This window comes from Labedella populi (assembly GCF_004078655.1).
GTDB classification, from domain to species: domain Bacteria; phylum Actinomycetota; class Actinomycetes; order Actinomycetales; family Microbacteriaceae; genus Labedella; species Labedella populi.
Genome location: NZ_RZNC01000003.1, coordinates 400,420 through 417,408 on the forward strand (window position 1 = coordinate 400,420; position 16,989 = coordinate 417,408).

15 protein-coding genes are annotated in these 16,989 nt (G+C 67.6%); 3 read left to right on the forward strand and 12 right to left on the reverse strand.

Annotated elements, in window-relative coordinates; translation table 11 throughout:
- Position 1: 1 nt before the first annotated feature.
- From alaS to ELQ92_RS10440, 4 genes are all read right to left on the reverse strand, one after another.
- A complete protein-coding gene (gene alaS, locus ELQ92_RS10425; protein WP_128498898.1) occupies positions 2-2,659 on the reverse strand; it encodes an alanine--tRNA ligase in 2,658 nt (885 codons plus the stop codon).
- A 63-nt stretch (positions 2,660-2,722) separates the two neighbouring features.
- Positions 2,723-2,956: a hypothetical protein gene (locus ELQ92_RS10430; protein ID WP_128498899.1), complete on the reverse strand. Its 234-nt coding sequence runs from the start codon at positions 2,954-2,956 to the stop codon at positions 2,723-2,725.
- Between the two features lie 184 nt (positions 2,957-3,140).
- A complete protein-coding gene (gene rpsD, locus ELQ92_RS10435) occupies positions 3,141-3,770 on the reverse strand; it encodes a 30S ribosomal protein S4 (protein WP_128494414.1) in 630 nt (209 codons plus the stop codon).
- A 269-nt stretch (positions 3,771-4,039) separates the two neighbouring features.
- Positions 4,040-5,380, reverse strand: coding sequence for a replication-associated recombination protein A (locus tag ELQ92_RS10440; RefSeq protein ID WP_128498900.1), 1,341 nt, complete (start codon positions 5,378-5,380; stop codon positions 4,040-4,042).
- Between the two features lie 138 nt (positions 5,381-5,518).
- Here ELQ92_RS10440 and ELQ92_RS10445 point away from each other — a divergent pair, with 138 nt between their 5' ends.
- From ELQ92_RS10445 to ELQ92_RS10455, 3 genes are all read left to right on the forward strand, one after another.
- A complete protein-coding gene (locus ELQ92_RS10445) occupies positions 5,519-6,313 on the forward strand; it encodes a peptidylprolyl isomerase (RefSeq protein ID WP_128498901.1) in 795 nt (264 codons plus the stop codon).
- A gap of 96 nt (positions 6,314-6,409) precedes the next feature.
- Positions 6,410-7,639 (forward strand): DUF349 domain-containing protein, encoded by a 1,230-nt coding sequence (locus ELQ92_RS10450; RefSeq protein WP_243694974.1) that lies wholly within the window; start codon positions 6,410-6,412, stop codon positions 7,637-7,639.
- An 87-nt stretch (positions 7,640-7,726) separates the two neighbouring features.
- Complete coding sequence (locus tag ELQ92_RS10455) at positions 7,727-8,302, forward strand: hypothetical protein (RefSeq protein ID WP_128498902.1); 576 nt, start codon at positions 7,727-7,729, stop codon at positions 8,300-8,302.
- On the opposite strand, the gene ELQ92_RS10460 is transcribed toward ELQ92_RS10455, so the two are convergent.
- The 8 genes from ELQ92_RS10460 to ELQ92_RS10495 all read right to left on the reverse strand — a co-directional run bounded on the left by ELQ92_RS10460 (position 8,281) and on the right by ELQ92_RS10495 (position 16,950).
- Entirely contained in the window at positions 8,281-10,533 is a 2,253-nt protein-coding gene (locus tag ELQ92_RS10460; protein ID WP_128498903.1) for a RelA/SpoT family protein, read from the reverse strand. The two genes, ELQ92_RS10455 and ELQ92_RS10460, sit on opposite strands and share 22 nt — an antisense overlap.
- 27 nt (positions 10,534-10,560) lie before the next feature.
- Entirely contained in the window at positions 10,561-11,604 is a 1,044-nt protein-coding gene (gene secF / locus ELQ92_RS10465; protein ID WP_128498904.1) for a protein translocase subunit SecF, read from the reverse strand.
- Complete coding sequence (gene secD, locus ELQ92_RS10470; RefSeq protein WP_128498905.1) at positions 11,604-13,331, reverse strand: protein translocase subunit SecD; 1,728 nt, start codon at positions 13,329-13,331, stop codon at positions 11,604-11,606. The genes secF and secD overlap by 1 nt, the downstream gene beginning before the upstream one ends.
- 63 nt (positions 13,332-13,394) lie before the next feature.
- Entirely contained in the window at positions 13,395-13,796 is a 402-nt protein-coding gene (yajC, locus tag ELQ92_RS10475; protein ID WP_128498906.1) for a preprotein translocase subunit YajC, read from the reverse strand.
- Positions 13,797-13,933: 137 nt separating this feature from the next.
- A complete protein-coding gene (ruvB, locus tag ELQ92_RS10480) occupies positions 13,934-14,932 on the reverse strand; it encodes a Holliday junction branch migration DNA helicase RuvB (RefSeq protein ID WP_128499121.1) in 999 nt (332 codons plus the stop codon).
- Between the two features lie 23 nt (positions 14,933-14,955).
- Entirely contained in the window at positions 14,956-15,573 is a 618-nt protein-coding gene (gene ruvA / locus ELQ92_RS10485) for a Holliday junction branch migration protein RuvA (protein WP_128498907.1), read from the reverse strand.
- Positions 15,574-15,625: 52 nt separating this feature from the next.
- Entirely contained in the window at positions 15,626-16,189 is a 564-nt protein-coding gene (gene ruvC / locus ELQ92_RS10490; RefSeq protein ID WP_208004311.1) for a crossover junction endodeoxyribonuclease RuvC, read from the reverse strand.
- 2 nt (positions 16,190-16,191) lie between these two features.
- Positions 16,192-16,950, reverse strand: a complete 759-nt coding sequence (locus ELQ92_RS10495; protein ID WP_128498909.1) for a YebC/PmpR family DNA-binding transcriptional regulator — start codon at positions 16,948-16,950, stop codon at positions 16,192-16,194.
- Positions 16,951-16,989 lie beyond the last annotated feature (39 nt).

Genomic DNA, 16,989 nt, shown 5'->3' on the forward strand with positions numbered 1-16,989 from the left:
CTCAGGCTCCGACGGATCCGACGACGGCCGAGAGAGCCGCGTCGATCTTCGTCACGTCGCTGCCGCCGCCCTGAGCAAGGTCGTCCTTGCCGCCTCCGCCCCCGCTGAGGACACCCGCTGCGGTGCGCACGAGGGCGCCGGCCTTCACTCCTGCGGAACGCGCGGATTCCGTCGTGGCGACGATCACGACGGGGCGACCGCCGATGTCCGCCGCGAGGGCGACCACGGCCGATTCCGTCGCGAGCTTCGCGCGCACTTGCGCGGCGAGCGATCGCAACTCGTCCCCGGAACCGATGGCTCCGAGGTTCTCGGCGACGACGAGGTGCTCTCCGACCCGATGAGCCGCCTTCGCAAGCGTCGGGACGCGTTCCGCGAGGGCGCGCGACTCGAACGCCTGGATGCGCTTCTCCGCCTGCTTGAGACTCGAGACGAGCTCGGCAATGCGATCTGGCAGTGTCTCGCGCGGTGTCTTGAGGCTGCTCGAGAGCTGCGAGACGATGGCGCGCTCGACGGCGAAGTCGCGGAAGGCCTGAGGGCCGACGAGCGACTCGACGCGTCGATTGGTCGATCCGACGGACGACTCGCTCACGAGGTTGATGATGCCGACCTCTGCGCTCGATCGCACGTGCGTGCCCGCACAGAGTTCGCGCGACCAGGGCCCGCCGATGTCGACGACGCGCACGACATCGCCGTACTTCTCTCCGAACAACGCCATGGCGCCGAGCGACTTCGCCTCCTCGAGCGGGAGTTCACGCGTGACGACCTCGAGGTTGTCCTGGATCGCGTTGTTCGCGATCTCCTCGATCTCGGTGCGCGTCTCGGCGGAGAGCGCCTGGTTCCACGAGAAGTCGAGGCGCAAGTAGCCGGCTTTGTTGTACGAGCCGGACTGGTGCGCGTTCGGCCCGAGCACCTGTCGGATCGCGGCGTGGATGAGGTGTGTCCCCGAATGCGCCTGGCGCGCGCCGCGGCGGTAGTCCGCATCGACGATCGACGTCGCCTCGGCGTCGACCGAGACCTCTCCGCTCGTCACACGCACCGTGTGTGAGATGAGTCCCTTGACGGGCTTCTGCACGTCGAGGACCTCGAGCTCGAAACCCGGACCGACGATGACGCCCTTGTCGGCGTCCTGTCCGCCGGACTCCGCATAGAGCGACGTCTCGGCGAGGATCACTTCAGCCGTCTGACCGACCGACGCCCGCGACACCGACTCGCCGTCGACGATGATGCCGAGCACTCGCGAGCCCGTCTCGAGCTCGTCGTAGCCCGTGAAGACCGTCTCCCCGGCCCGCCGGAACTCGCTGTACGCAGAGAGGTCGGCGAGAACCGACTTCTTCGCCTTGGCATCCGCCTTCGCGCGCGTCCGCTGCTGCGTCATGAGAGAGTCGAAGGCCTCCCGGTCGACCGAGAGCCCCGCCTCCTCCGCGATCTCGAGCGTGAGGTCGATCGGGAATCCGTAAGTGTCGTGAAGGAGGAACGCGGTGTCGCCGGGGAGCGCCGCTCCGCCGGCGGTCTTCGTCTTGTCGACGGCGAGATCGAGGATGGTCGTCCCGCCGGCGAGGGTGCGGAGGAAAGCCTCCTCCTCGCCTATGGCAGCGGCGGACAACCGGTCGTACTCCGTCTCGACCTCGGGGTACGCCGCCTTCATGGCGTCGCGCGAGGCCGCGAAGAGCTCGGGGAACGTCGCACCGTCGACGCCCAGCAGCCGCATCGACCGGACGCTCCGGCGGAGGAGCCGACGCAGGATGTAGCCGCGGCCCTCGTTCGACGGGGTGACACCGTCGCTCATGAGCATGAGGGACGATCGGACATGGTCCGCGATGACGCGCATGCGGATGTCGTCCTCGTGCACGGCACCGTACCGACGACCGGACAGACGCGCGGCCTCGTCGAGCACGGGGCGGACCTGATCGATCTCGTACATGTTCTCGACGCCCTGCTTGAGGAAGGCGACGCGCTCGAGGCCCATGCCGGTGTCGATGTTCTTGCGGGGCAGATCGCCCGCGATGCGGAAGTCCACCTTGCTGCGGACATCCTCGATCGCATACTGCATGAACACGAGGTTCCAGATCTCGACGTAGCGGTCGTCGTCCGTCGCCGGTCCCCCGTCGGCGCCGTACGCGGGACCCCGGTCGAAGAAGATCTCGGAGCACGGACCGGCCGGACCGGCCTGGCCCGTCGACCAGTAGTTCGTGTCCTTCCCGAGCCGCTGGATGCGTTCGTCGGGAAGCCCCGCGATCTGCTTCCAGAGCCGGATGGCCTCGTCGTCGTCCTCGTAGACGGTGACCCACAGGTCCTTCTCGTCGAAGCCGTAGCCTCCGGCCGACTCGGGGCTCGTCAGCAACTCCCACGCGTAACCGATCGCCCCCTCTTTGAAGTAGTCGCCGAAGGAGAAGTTGCCGTTCATCTGGAAGAAGGTGCCGTGGCGCGGCGTCTTGCCGACCTCTTCGATGTCGTTGGTCCTGATGCACTTCTGCACGCTCGTCGCTCGCGGGTACGGCGCCGGAACGAGCCCCGTGAGGTACGGGATGAAGGGGACCATCCCGGCCACCGTGAAGAGGAGCGTGGGGTCGTCGCTCACGAGCGACGCCGACGGCACCACGGTGTGGCCTCGCGAGCCGAAGAAGTCGAGCCAGCGTTGCCGGATGTCAGCTGTCTGCATGTTTCCGTTCGAGTCGTACGGGGGCGCCGGGCGCCCGGTGTGCGGTGAGGACGACGGGGTCCGTCAGTCCTTCGAGAGCTTGTCGATCGCGTCTTCCGCCTCGCGCGTCACGCTCTCGAGCGAGGCGCGCAGCTCGGCCTCGCGCTCCTTGTAGGCGTCGGCGATCGAGTCGCCGAACTCGCGGAGCTTCTCGTCGAGGTCTGCGAAGAAGGCCCCGCCACGCTGCGACCGATTGATCTGGTGGGCGACGGCGAAACCGCCGACGATACCGACGATGAGCCAGAAAACGGATCTCATGGTGTGCTCCTCCGGGGGGCCGCTCGGCGACAGGTGACCAAGAAGCCATCCTAGTCCGCCGGTAGCGGACGGGGGCGCGGTCCTCAGGCGGCGGATTGTCGCTGCGTCCCGCCCCCAGCGGTCCCGGCACGCCGAAGGGGGCCACGGCGAACCGTGACCCCCTTCGGGTGATGAGTGGTGCGTGTCAGCGAGCCGCGTAGTACTCGACGACGAGCTGGACCTCGCAGGTCACGGGGACCTCAGCACGCTTCGGGTCGCGGACGAGCCGCGCCTGGAGCTTGTCGAGCTCGACCTCGAGGTAGCCCGGAACCTTGGGCAGGACGTCGGCGTGACCGCCGGCGGCCGCGACCTGGAAGGGCTCGGTGCCCTCGCTGCGGGCCTTGACGTGGATGAGCTGACCCGGCTTCACGCGGAACGACGGGCGGTCGACGATCTTGCCGTCGATGAGGATGTGACGGTGCACGACCATCTGACGCGCCTGAGCCGTGGTGCGGGCGAAGCCGGCACGCAGGACGAGCGCGTCGAGGCGGTGCTCGAGGATCTCGACGAGGTTCTCACCCGTCAGGCCCTTCGTGCGACGCGCCTCCTGGAAGGCGATGCGGAGCTGCTTCTCGCGGATGCCGTACTGGGCGCGGAGACGCTGCTTCTCACGCAGACGAACGGCGTAGTCCGAGTCGGCCTTCCGCTTCGAGCGACCGTGCTCACCCGGGGCGTACGGACGCTTCTCGAGGTAGCGGGCGGCCTTCGGGGTGAGCGCGATGCCGAGCGAACGCGACAAGCGGGTCTTGCTACGGGTACGTGACTTGGTAGACACGGTTTCCTTTCGGATGGAATTCTCTGACGTCTCCACGGCGCCGTCGGCGACATGGGTCGGAGCGCGTACGCGCGCCCCGGAAAGTCCACGGGGAACCTTCCGAACGACTCGGCCGTCCACGACTTCGCAGCAGGGGACGATCGATGTTCGGTTGTAAGAGGGTTCGTGCCAGGGCCGCTCGGCTACAGAGCGCATCCCGTCGGTCGTCGTCGCGCAGCCGCACGCTCGGACAGGACCTAGGCCGCCGACAATCCTAGCACGGGCCGGGGTCAGCCCGTGATACCGCGGATGATACGGCGGAGCTTCTCGAGCCGGGAACCGACATCGCGCTCGTTGCCGTGCGTCGTGGGCTTGTAATACCGCGCTCCCGACAGTTCGTCCGGGAGGTACTGCTGCTGCACGACACCGAGGTCCGCGTCGTGCGGGTACTTGTAGCCCTTGCCGTGACCGAGCTTCTTCGCCCCGGCATAGTGCGCGTCGCGCAAGTGCTTCGGGACCCGCCCGAACGCTCCGGCACGCACGTCCGCGATCGCGGCGTTGATGCCGTTGTACGCGGCGTTCGACTTCGCGGCGGTCGCGAGGTAGACGGTCGCCTCAGCGAGCGGTATCCGCCCCTCGGGCATACCGATCAGTTGAACGGCGTCCGCCGCGGCGACCGCGATCGGCAGCCCCTGAGGGTCGGCCATCCCGACGTCCTCAGCCGCCGAGATGATGAGTCGACGCGCGATGAAGCGCGGATCCTCCCCCGCCTCGATCATGCGCGCGAGATAATGCAGCGCCGCATCGACGTCCGAGCCCCGGATCGACTTGATGAAGGCACTGATGACGTCGTAGTGCTCGTCGCCGTTCTTGTCGTAGCGCAACAGCGCCCGATCGACCGCAGTCGAGACGATGTCGTCGGTGATGACGGGGCGCTCGCCCTCGTCGGCGACCGCCGCCGCCGAGAACGCCGCGGCCTCGAGGGCCGTGAGCGCTCTCCGTGCGTCGCCCGAGGCGAGCCGCACGATCGCGTCCTTCGCCGCATCGTCGACGTCGACGCGGCCACCGAGCCCGCGCGGGTCCTCGATGGCGCGGTCGACGAGGAGGTGCAGGTCTTCGTCGGAGAGCTGCTCGAGGGTGAGCAGGAGGGAGCGGGAGAGGAGCGGGGAGATGACCGAGAACGAGGGGTTCTCGGTCGTCGCGGCGATGAGGATGACCCAACCGTTCTCGACACCGGGCAGCAGCGCGTCCTGCTGCGCCTTCGTGAAGCGGTGGATCTCGTCGAGGAAGAGGACCGTCGACAGCCCGTAGAGATCGCGACCGGAGAGCGCCTCCTCCATGACCTGCCTGACGTCCTTCACGCCCGCGGTCACGGCGGAGAGCTCGACGAAGCGCCGCCCCGACGAGTGGGCGATGGCCTGGGCGATCGTGGTCTTGCCGGTGCCGGGCGGCCCCCACAGGATGACGGACACCGAGCCCTTCGTCCCCTCGGTGTCGCTCGCGAGGCTCCAGAGTGGAGAACCGGGACCGAGCAGGTGCCGCTGCCCCGCGACCTCGTCGAGGCTGCGCGGGCGCATGCGCACGGCGAGCGGCGACGATCCCGGATGCAGTCCGGGCGCGGAGGAGGGCATGTCTCCAGGCTACCGGCCGCCCCCGACAGCGATCCGCGCGCCCTTTTGCGACGCCGACGACGCGCCCCGTACAGTTCTATGGGGTTCGGGTCCGGCCCCACTTCTCCGGGCAGCGCCCGGTCGACAGCGGAGGAACACGTGGCACCGAGCAAGAACGAGGAACGTGCGTCACGGGAAGCACGTCAGCGCCTGAAGGCCTACAAGGCCCGTCAGGCCGTGCACGAGCACCGCGCCTCCCGCCGTGTCCGCGACAACTGGATCGCCGCGATCCTCGTCGTCGTCGTCGGCGCCGGCGTGACGCTCGGTCAGCTCGCCTTCCTGCAGGTCGGCCCGTTTCAGGCTGCTGCGACTGCGACCCCCTCGGCCGGCGCGAGCGGCGAGGCCGAGACGCCGCCGGCCGTCGAGCTCCCGTCGCCCGACTTCGCGGAGAATCGGACCTGGACGGGCACGATGACGATCAACGACGTCCCGCTCGCGATCTCGCTCGACGGTGCGGCGGCTCCGCAGGGTGTGTCGGCGTTCGTCGCGCTCACGCAGGCCAGCTTCTACGACGGATTGACGTGCCACCGACTCACGACCTCCGACGGCTTCGGAGTCCTCCAGTGCGGCGACCCCGAGGGCAACGGGCAGGGCGGTCCCGGCTTCAGCTACGGCCCGATCGAGAACGCACCCGCCGACGACGTCTACCCCGCCGGGACGATCGCGATGGCGCGCACCTCCGGGGACGGGGAGAGCATGGGTTCGCAGTTCTTCATCGTCTACGAGGACACGACGATCCCGTCGGACGAGGCGGGCGGCTACACCGTGCTCGGAACCGTGACGGACGGCTTGGACGGACTCGTCTCGGGTGTCGTCGATGCCGGCACGGCGGACGGCTCCACCGACGGTGCCCCGGCCGTTCCCACGACCATCACGTCGGTAACGGTTCAGTAGCACTGTCTCCGGCGCGGACTTCCTCCGTAATAGGCTGGGCACGATTCTCTCGACGGTGGCAGTTCTCTGCGACCGCAAGCGACAAGGGTGATGCACGTGACAACGACTGGTCAGCAGGAGTGGGGCCGCGTCGACGACGACGGCACCGTTTACGTCCGCGAGGGTGAGGACTGGCGGAGCGTCGGTCAGTTCCCCGATGGCTCGCCTGAAGAGGCTCTCGCCTACTTCCAGCGGAAGTTCACCGACCTCGCCGGTCAGGTCGTGCTCCTCGAACAGCGTGCGAAGCGCGGCGCTCCGGCCTCCGACGTCGCGCGGGGTGTCACGCGTCTCCGCTCCGAACTCGAGGCTCCGAACGCCGTGGGCGACATCGAGGCGCTCCGCGTCCGCGTCGCGGCCCTCGACACGACAGTGACCGAACTCACCGAGCAGCAGTCGGAGGAGGCGAGCGCCCAGCTCGCCGAGGCGGTCGCCGAGCGCACGGCCATCGTCGAGGAGGCGGAGGCCCTCGCGGCTCTCGACCCGGCGAAGGTCCAGTGGAAGCAGGCGACCGAGAAGCTCAACGACCTCTTCGCGCGGTGGCAGAGCCACCAGCAGTCGGGGCCCAAGCTTCCGAAGAACGAGGCGAACGAGCTCTGGAAGCGTTTCCGCACGGCGCGTACGACGATCGAGCAGCACCGCCGCACGTTCTTCGCCGAGCTCGACTCCGTCCACCGCGACGCGAAGTCGAAGAAGACGAAGCTCATCGAGCAGGCCGAAGCCCTCATCCCGAAGGGCAGCGACGGCGTTCCGGGGTACCGGGACCTCCTCGACGAGTGGAAGCGGTCCGGTCGTGCCGGAAAGAAGACCGACGACGCATTGTGGGCACGATTCAAGGCGGCCGGCGACGCCATCTACCAGGCGAAGGCGGCCGTCGATGCCGCTGAGAACGAGGAGTACTCGGCGAACCTCGAGGTCAAGCTCGCCCTGCTCGAGGAGGCCGAGCCGCTTCTGAAGGAGACCGACGTCGACGCTGCGAAGAAGGCGCTCATCTCCATCCAGCGCCGCTGGGACGCGGCCGGAAAGGTTCCGCGCGACCACGTCCGCTCGGTGGAGGACAGGCTCCGAAAGGTCGAGCAGGCGGTTCGTGCCCTCGAGGACGAGCAGTGGCGGAAGAACAACCCCGAGACCAAGGCCCGGACGCAGGGACTGGCTGCTCAGCTCAGCTCGGCCATCGAGAAGCTCGAGGCCGATCTCGCCGCTGCTCAGGCCTCCGGCGACTCTCGAGCTGAGGCCGAAGCACGCGAGGCCCTCGAGACACGGAAGGCGTGGCTCGACGCCATCGGCTGACGTTCCCGGGCGGGAGCGGATCGTGGTCGTCCACAGATGGGGGCGCCTCGCGCGAGTCCGGGTCCTCCAGGCCGCATCCTGTCGGGCATGACCTCTCTTCTCCTTCCCGCTCTCTTCGTCGATGGGCGCGAGTTCTCGATCGCGGAACTGTCGGCGGCTCGTCTCGACGGTGACCTCGTCGGCGTCGGCACCGCCTACGCCCCGATCGGGGATCTCGTCGACCACCGGCACCGCGCAGCCGCGATCGCGACGGATGTGCCGCCGGGAGGCATCGTCGTGGGACGCAGCGCCGCCTGGTTGCACAGCGGATGCGGGCGCCTGCCTCTCCCCCTCGAGATCGGCGTCACCGGTCCAGCGACTCGATGGCGACGCCCCTATCGGAGCACTCGTTCGATGCGTATCCGGCCGGAGCATCGTGAGGTCGTGGGCATCGATGGATCGTCTGTCGTGACGCTCTCCCCTATCGCCACGATCCTCGACCTCGCTCGCGTGGGGGATCTCGCGAGCGATGACACGCTCATTCGCGCCGTCGCCCAGCAGCGGGGCGTGTCTCCCGCTGAGGTGTTCGCCGCGCTCGACGGCTGGTCGCACCTTCCCGGCAAACGCGACGCACTTGCCCGCCTCGAGGAGTGTTTCGCGCCTCAGCCGCCGTTGACGCGATAGACGTCGTACACGGCGTCGATGCGGCGCACGGCGTTCAACACGCGCTCGAGGTGGGTCGTGTCCCCCATCTCGAACACGAAGCGGCTGATCGCCAATCGGTTGTTCGAGGTGGAGACCGTCGCGGAGAGGATGTTGACGTGGTGCTCGCTCAGCACGCGAGTGACATCGGAGAGCAAACCAGCCCTGTCGAGGGCCTCCACCTGGATCTGCACCAGGAAGAGGCTCTTCGATGTGGGCGCCCACTCGACGTCGATCATGCGCTCGGGCTCCTGCAGGAGCGATTGCACGTTGTGGCAATCGGACCGGTGCACCGAGACTCCCGTCCCGCGCGTCACGAAGCCGACGATCTCGTCGCCCGGAACCGGGGTACAGCACTTCGCGAGCTTGACGAGGATGTCGGGGGCACCGCGGACGAGGACGCCGGAATCACTGTCCGGAAGGGGCCGCGTGCGGCCGCGCACCGGGAAGTCGAGTGCCGACGGGTCGTCCACGTCGGTCTCGCCCTGAATGAGGGCCGCGACCTTCTCGAGGACGGACTGCGTCGAGACATGGCCCTCGCCCACGGCGGCGTAGAGACCGGAGACGTCCTCGTAGCGCAGTTGTGATGCCACTTCCGCGAACGAGTCCTGGCGCATGAGCTTCTGAAGCGGCATGTTCTGCTTGCGCATCGCACGAGCGATGGCGTCCTTGCCCTGCTCGATGGCCTCGTCGCGTCGTTCCTTGGTGAACCACTGCCGGATCTTGTTGCGAGCGCGGGGGCTCTTGACGAAGTTCAGCCAGTCCTGACTCGGGCCGGAGTCCGGGTTCTTCGACGTGAAGACCTCGACGACATCGCCGCTGTTGAGCTCGGACTCGAGCGGGACGAGCCGGCCGTTGACCTTAGCCCCCATCGTGCGGTGGCCGACCTCCGTATGCACGGCGTACGCGAAGTCGACGGGAGTCGCTCCGGCAGGAAGCCCGATCACGCGGCCCTTCGGAGTGAAGACGTAGGTCTCCTTCGCGCCGATCTCGAAGCGCAGGGAGTCGAGGAACTCTCCCGGATCGGCGGTCTCCGCCTGCCAGTCAGAGATGTGTGCAAGCCACGCGAGGTCGTTCTCGGACGGCGCTCCCCCACCCTTCGTGCCGTTCATCCGTTCTTTGTACTTCCAGTGCGCCGCGACGCCGTACTCGGCGTGCTGATGCATCTCGTGCGTGCGGATCTGGATCTCGACGGACTTACCGCCGGGACCGATCACCGTGGTGTGGAGTGACTGATACAGATTGAACTTCGGAGTGGCGATGTAGTCCTTGAAGCGACCCGGCAGCGGAGTCCAGCGCGCATGGATCGATCCGAGCACCGCGTAGCAGTCGCGCACGCTCCCGACGAGGACACGGATGCCCACGAGATCGTAGATGTCGTCGAAGTCGCGACCGCGCACGATCATCTTCTGATAGATCGAGTAGTACTGCTTCGGCCGACCCACGACCTTGCCGCGGATCTTGAGACCCTTGAGGTCCTCACCGACGGCGTCGATGACGTTCTGGACGTACTCCTCGCGCTGCGGAGTGCGCTGGCGGACGAGGCTCTCGATCTCTGCGTAGATCTTGGGGTGCAGCACCGCGAACGAGAGGTCCTCGAGTTCCCATTTGATCGTCTGGATACCGAGGCGGTGGGCCAGCGGCGCGTAGATCTCGAGTGTCTCCGTCGCCTTCCTGACAGCGGACTCGGGCTTCACGAAGCCCCACGTCCGCGCATTGTGCAGCCTGTCGGCGAGCTTGATGATCAACACACGGATGTCCTTCGACATCGCGACGATCATCTTCCGGACGGTCTCCGCCTGCGCGCTCTCGCCGTACTTGACCTTGTCGAGCTTGGTGACGCCATCGACGAGCATCGCGATCTCGTCGCCGAAGTCGGCCCGCAACTCGTCGAGCGAATAGGCCGTGTCTTCGACGGTGTCGTGCAGGAGAGCCGCAGCGATCGTCTTCGCACCGATGCCCAGGTCTGCCAGGATCTGTGCGACCGCGACCGGATGCGTGATGTAGGGCTCACCGCTCTGGCGCTTCTGGCCGCGGTGCGCGCGTTCTGCGACCGCGTAGGCGCGCTCGATGATCGAGACGTCGGCTTTCGGCTCGTGCATCCGGACCGTACGCACGAGCCGGTCGACGGCGCCGGCGGGTTGGGCCCGCGAGAAGATCCGGGGCACGAGGCGCCGCAAGGAGGCAGTCTGCGACGGAGTCGTCTCTGTCATCGCGCGCACCACCTCCCCGTACCGAGGTTACTCTGCGCTCACCGGCGCGTCGGCCACGGCGGGGCGGACCGTCGACGTCGACCGCGCGCGCACGGCGAGGATGCGCTTGTCCCGCTTCGCGATCTCCGGCTCACGCTCCCGGAAGAGCGCGTAGAGGGGGGCCGCGACGAAGATCGTGGAGTAGGTCGCCACGAGGATGCCGACGAGGAGCGAGAGCGAGATGTCCCGGAGCGTCTCGGCTCCCAGGACGAAGTCACCGATCACGAGGATCGCCGCGACCGGGAGAGCTGCGACGACCGACGTGTTGATGGACCGCACGAGCGTCTGATTGACGGCGAGGTTGACGGACTCCGCGAACGTGCGCGGTGAATCCTCTCCGTCCTCCGAGGTGTTCTCCCGGATCTTGTCGAACACCACGACGGTGTCGTAGAGCGAGTATCCGAGGATCGTCAGGAATCCGATCACCGCCGCCGGCGTGATCTCGAAACCGCTCAGCGAATACACGCCGAGCGTGATGATGAGGACGTCGAGGAGGGCGATGATCGCCGCGGCGGACATCTTCCACGTACGGAAGTAGATCGCCATGATGGCGAACGTGAGCACGAGGAAGATCACGAGACCCGTGAGCGCTTGACGCGTGACGTCCTGACCCCACGAAGCGCCGATGAAGGACGTGTTCACTTCGCTCGTGGAGACGCCGTAAGCGTCGGCGAGGGATGCGGCCACGGCGGTCGTCTCGTCGGGAGTGAGCTGGTCCGTCTGGACGCGGACCGCAGAGTCTCCGACCGTCGAGACACGGGCGATCGCGTCGGGAACGGCCGTCGCGACGGCCTCGGTCGCGATGTCCTGGTCGGTCGACTCGGCGTTCTCGATCGTGAACTGCGAACCGCCGGTGAACTCGATGCCGAAGTTGAAGTATGTGCCGGTCGTGACGCCCTTGATGAGCGGGACCGCGACCGACCCGAGCACCAGCAGGAGCGCGACGGTGAACCAGATCCGCCGGTTGCCGACGAAGTTGATCGACCGCTTCCCGGTGTAGAGGTCGTTTCCGAACTGCGTGAGGTTGGCCATCAGGAGTCCTTCTCCTTGGTCGCGGTGGTGGCGGACGACGAGGTCTGCTGCGCTTCCGCGAGTTTGCGTTCGGCGATCGTCTGACGGCGCTGGGCCTCACGGCTCGACGAGGCGAGCTTCGCTTGTCGGACCGTCTCGGTCGGCGCTCGGAACTGCGCCCGCCCGCGGTAGACGGCGCCGAGGGCCTTGGGGTCGAGACCCGAGAGCTTGTGGCCGCTCGAGAAGAAGCGGGTCTGCGCGAGCAGCTGCATCATCGGGTGCGTGAAGAGGATCACGACGAGAACGTCGATGATCGTCGTCAGGCCGAGCGTGAAGGCGAAGCCGCGGACGTTTCCGACGGCGAGCACGTACAGCACGACGGCCGCGAGCAGGTTGACGCCCTTCGACGCGTAGATCGTCCGCTTGGCTCGCTTCCACGCCGCTTCGACGGCTGCCTCGAGGCCACGACCGTCGCGCAGCTCGTCACGGATGCGCTCGAAGTACACGATGAACGAGTCGGCCGTGAAGCCGATCGCGACGATGATTCCCGCGACACCAGCGAGTGAGAGCCGGTAGCCCTGCCGCCACGAGAGGAGCGCGATCGCGAGATATGTCAGCACGCCCGCGACGACGAGCGACGCGATCGTGACGAAACCGAGCAAACGGTACTGGAAGAGCGTGTAGATGACGACGAGGATCAGACCGATGAGACCGGCGATGAGACCGATCTGCAGCTGAGCCGAACCGAGCGTCGCCGAGATCTGCTCGGAGGACGACACCTCGAAGCTGATCGGGAGTGCTCCGTACTTGAGCTGGTCGGCGAGTGTCTTCGCGGTCTCCTCCGTGAAGCTGCCGGAGATGCTCGGTCGGCCGTCGGTGATGAGCCCGTTCATCGACGGTGCCGAGATGACGGCGCCGTCGAGCACGAAAGCGAACTGATTGAGGGGTGACGTCGCTCCGTAGAGCCGCTGGCTGATGTCCGCGAAGGTGTCGGTTCCGGCGCCGTCGAGGGTGATGTTGACGACCCAGCGACCGGTCGTGCCGCCAGACTGCGTCTGCTCGAGGCCGCTCGAGGCGTCGGTGATCGCCGAGCCGCTCAGCTCCACCGGGCCGAGGATGTACTTGACACTGCCGTCGGACTCGCACGCGACGACCGGCTGGTCCTTGGGCGCGTCGGCTGCGGACGCCGGCGGGTTGGCGCAATCGTAAGCCTGGAACTGTGCCTGAAGCGCCGGAGTGACCCAGGACGGGTCGCTCGCGTTGCTCGGGGCAACGCTCGGCTCGGCGGGAAGCGCCGGGTCGGGCGACGGGTACGGCGTCTCCACGCCGTCCTCGCCCACGAACTGGTTCGTGGGGGCTGAGGTCGCGAGAACCGGCCGGAACTCGAGCTGCGCTGACGCCTCGATGCGCGCGCGCGTCTCCTCGTCGGCCTCGCCGGGGATCGAGACGACGATGTTCCGTCCGCCCTGGGTGTTGACCTCAGCCTCAGAGACGCCGGACGCGTCGACGCGCTGCCGGATGATCGAGACGGCTTGGCTCAACTGCTCCTGCGAGACCTCCTGGCCGTCCTCGAGCTGGGCCTCGAGGATGATCTGCGTGCCGCCTTCGAGGTCGAGGGCGAGTTTCGGTTCGACGGTCGCACCACCCCAGATCACTCCACCGGCGAGAACGCCGCCGAGGACGAGGAGGATGGCGCCCAGCCACGCGAGAGCGCGTGACGCATTTCTGACCGGTGCGGATCTAGCCAACGCGGTGCTCAGCTTTCTACGACTGTGCCGCCCACGACGGGGCGGCACGAAGGGTGATGATGACTAGTCGTCCGACTTCTTGTCGGAATCGGCGTTCTTTTCGGACTCGGTACGGAGGTCGATGACGGGGTCCGATGCGACGACGGGGTCGGCGGCGACCGCGGAGTCCTCGGAGAGCGGTTCGCTCTCGGCGACGACCGGCTCGGCGTCGTCGACGACGCGCGCGATGGTCTGGCGGTGGACGGTGACGACGGTGCCGGCTGCGATGTCGAGTTCGACCTTGTTGTCGTCCTCGTTGATCGACACGATCGTTCCGAACAGACCGAAGTTCGTCATGACCTCGGCCCCGGGCACCACCTTCGACTGCAGGTCCTCCAGGTCGCGCTTGCGCTTCTGTCCGTTGCGGAACATGAAGAAGATGAGGACTGCCAGGATGGCCAGCATGCCGAGGGTCAACGGATCCATGAGAGAGGAGTTACCTTTCGCAGCATTACGCCGCTGTTGTGGTGCACCGTACATGACATCGTGCCGAGGCACCGTTCAACAGGCACGAGCTGTGGAGAATTCAGTTCCGGGGAGGTGGGCCGAAGGGCCAGCTTGAATTATAGGACATCGGTGAGGAAGGGGCCTGAGGACCTCTCGACGCCGAAGTGTCGGAACGCGAGCGGGGTCGCGACCCGGCCGCGTGGAGTGCGCGTGAGCAGGCCGATCCGCACGAGGAACGGCTCGACGACACTCTCGATCGTCTCGGCCTCCTCCCCGACGGATACGGCGAGGGTACCGAGACCGACCGGCCCGCCGTCGAAGCGTGTCAACAAAATGTCCATCACCGCGCGATCCAGTCGGTCGAGTCCGAGGGGGTCGACGTCGTAGAGCTCGAGCGCGCCCCGCACGGCCTCGAGGTCTGCGCCCGTCCCGTGCACGAGGGCGTAGTCGCGCACGCGGCGCAGAAGTCGATTCGCGATGCGCGGAGTACCTCGACAGCGTCCCGCGATCTCAGCGACGGCAGACGACGAGATGTCGAGGTCGAGCAGCCGGGCGGCGCGCGTCAGAACGCGCTCGAGATCGGCGTCGTCGTAGAACTCGAGGTGCGCGGTGAAACCGAAGCGGTCGCGCAGCGGGTTCGGAAGAAGGCCGGAGCGCGTCGTCGCGCCCACGAGGGTGAACGGAGCGAGATCGAGGGGGACGGAGGTGGCGCCGGCGCCCTTGCCGACCATGATGTCGATCCGGAAGTCCTCCATCGCGAGGTACAGCATCTCCTCGGCCGAGCGCGCCATGCGGTGGATCTCATCGATGAAGAGGATCTCCCCCGGCAACAGACTCGAGAGCACGGCGGCGAGGTCGCCGGCGTGCTGGATGGCCGGCCCGCTCGACATCCGCAACGGCCGACCGCTCTCCGCCGCGACGATCATCGCGAGAGTCGTCTTGCCGAGCCCGGGGGGGCCGGCGAGGAGGATGTGGTCGGGCGTGCGGTTCTGCATAGCTGCCGCCCGGAGCAGCAGTTCGAGCTGGCCGCGCACCTTCGGTTGTCCGACGAACTCCGTGAGCGACTTCGGCCGGAGCGCGCCCTCGAACGCGAGCTCAGCCTCCGACTCGGGCATCGGATCGAGGGAACGGTCCTCGCTCACGCCGACGCTCCGTTCCGCGGCGCCGGGCCGAGCTGAGCGAGGGCGAGACGCAAGAGCGTCTGGACGGACGCCGATGCCGCGTCGGGATGCGCCGTCGCGACGTCGTCGACGGCCGCCGCCGCGATGCGTTCCGGCCAGCCCAGTCCGACGAGGGCGCTCACGACGTCGTCCCCGGCCGAGACCGCGACGACCGGGGCGTCGGCGGGCACCGAGATGCCGAGCAGCTTTCCGGCGAGCGAGACGACGATGAGCTTCGCGGTCTTGGGGCCGATTCCCGAGACCTTCCGGAACGGCGCGTCGTCGTCAGCCGCCACCGCTGCGGCGATCTGACCCGGGCCGAGGTGCGAGAGCACACCGAGAGCGGACTTGGGTCCGACGCCAGACACTCCGAGGAGGAGATCGAACACCTCGCGGTGCTCGATGGTCTCGAATCCGAAGAGGGTCATCGCGTCTTCGCGGACGATGAGCGTCGTGTAGAGGAACGCCTCGTTGCCGACGCTGAGAGCGATGCCGTGCTCCGGGGTCACGAAGACCGCGTAGCCGACACCGCCAACCTCGATGTGAGCGGTTCCGCCGCTGACGGCGAGGACACGACCGCGAATGCTGGAGATCACCGTGTCAGCCTACGTGCGACCCCCGACACCCGGCGGTCGGCACGCGGCCTCGTCAGCGTTTGGTGCCGCGCTCCGCGGCGAGCCACGCCCGCTGCGCCGGGGTGAGGCGCGCGATATCGGCCGTTCGCGAGTCCGGCGCGGAGGCGCGCCAGGCGTGGCAGATTGCAATGGCGAGGGCGTCGGCCGCGTCGGCCGGTTGGGGAGGCTCCGCGAGTCTGAGGACCCGGGCCACCATGGTCTGGACCTGCTTCTTGTCGGCCGCACCGTATCCGGTGATCGCCGCTTTGACCTCGCTCGGTGTTCGCAGTCCGACGGGGATCGACCGCGCGGCGGCCGCCCGCAACGCGAGGCCACTCACTTGCGCCGTCCCCATCACCGTCCGGAGGTTGTGCTGCGCGAACACGCGCTCGACCGCCATCGCGTGGGGGGCGTGCTCGTCGATGAGCGCCTCGATGCCGACGCCGACGGTGTGGAGTCGCTCCTCGATCGGTGCCGTGGCGCTACTCGCGACGACTCCGTAGTAGACGAGGGTCACGCGGCGGTCCGGCTCGACGTCGACGACGCCCACCCCGCACCGGGTGAGTCCCGGGTCGATCCCGAGCACCCGGACGGTCACCGTCAGTCCTCTTCTTCGAGTTCTGCTTGGACCTCGGCGCTGACCGCATAGTTGCTGTAGACGTTCTGGACGTCGTCGGAATCCTCGAGCGCGTCGATGAGGCGGAAGACCTTGCGTGCGGTGTCCGCATCGACATCGATCTTGAGATTCGGGACGAAGGCGACATCGGCGGAGTCGTAGTCGATGCCGGCTTCCTGGAGCGCCGTGCGCGTGGCGACGAGGTCGCTCGCCTCCGTGAAGACCTCGAAGGTGTCGTCCTCGGCCACGACCTCCTCAGCCCCCGCCTCGAGCACGGCCATGAGGACGTCGTCCTCCGTCGTGCCCTCCGCGGGGACGACGATGATGCCCTTCCGGGCGAAGTTGTACGCGACACTCCCGGGATCGGCCATGGCTCCGCCGTTGCGCGACATCGCGGTGCGCACCTCGGCCGCGGCGCGGTTCTTGTTGTCGGTCAGACACTCGATGAGGAGCGCGACCCCATTGGCCGCGTAGCCCTCGTACATGATCGTCGTGTATTCGACGACCTCGCCGGTGAGGCCGGCACCGCGCTTGATGGCGCGATCGATGTTGTCGTTCGGGACGGAGGTCTTCTTCGCCTTCTGCACGGCGTCGACCAGGGTCGGGTTGCCGCTGAGGTCTGCGCCGCCCATCTTCGCGGCCACCTCGATGTTCTTGATGAGCTTCGCGAACGACTTCGCACGACGCTGGTCGATGACGGCCTTCTTGTGCTTCGTCGTCGCCCACTTGGAATGCCCGGACATGTGCTCCTCTTACTGCCGCGTGTTGATCGCACCCATTCT

Coding starts and splice junctions, on each gene's coding strand:
- alaS (WP_128498898.1), bottom strand. CDS start 2,659: ATGCAGACAGCTGACATCCGGCAACGCTGGCTCGACTTCTTCGGCTCG.
- ELQ92_RS10430 (WP_128498899.1), bottom strand. CDS start 2,956: ATGAGATCCGTTTTCTGGCTCATCGTCGGTATCGTCGGCGGTTTCGCC.
- ELQ92_RS10440 (WP_128498900.1), bottom strand. CDS start 5,380: ATGCCCTCCTCCGCGCCCGGACTGCATCCGGGATCGTCGCCGCTCGCC.
- ELQ92_RS10455 (WP_128498902.1), top strand. CDS start 7,727: ATGACCTCTCTTCTCCTTCCCGCTCTCTTCGTCGATGGGCGCGAGTTC.
- ELQ92_RS10460 (WP_128498903.1), bottom strand. CDS start 10,533: ATGACAGAGACGACTCCGTCGCAGACTGCCTCCTTGCGGCGCCTCGTG.
- secF (WP_128498904.1), bottom strand. CDS start 11,604: ATGGCCAACCTCACGCAGTTCGGAAACGACCTCTACACCGGGAAGCGG.
- yajC (WP_128498906.1), bottom strand. CDS start 13,796: ATGGATCCGTTGACCCTCGGCATGCTGGCCATCCTGGCAGTCCTCATC.
- ruvB (WP_128499121.1), bottom strand. CDS start 14,932: ATGCCCGAGTCGGAGGCTGAGCTCGCGTTCGAGGGCGCGCTCCGGCCG.
- ELQ92_RS10495 (WP_128498909.1), bottom strand. CDS start 16,950: ATGTCCGGGCATTCCAAGTGGGCGACGACGAAGCACAAGAAGGCCGTC.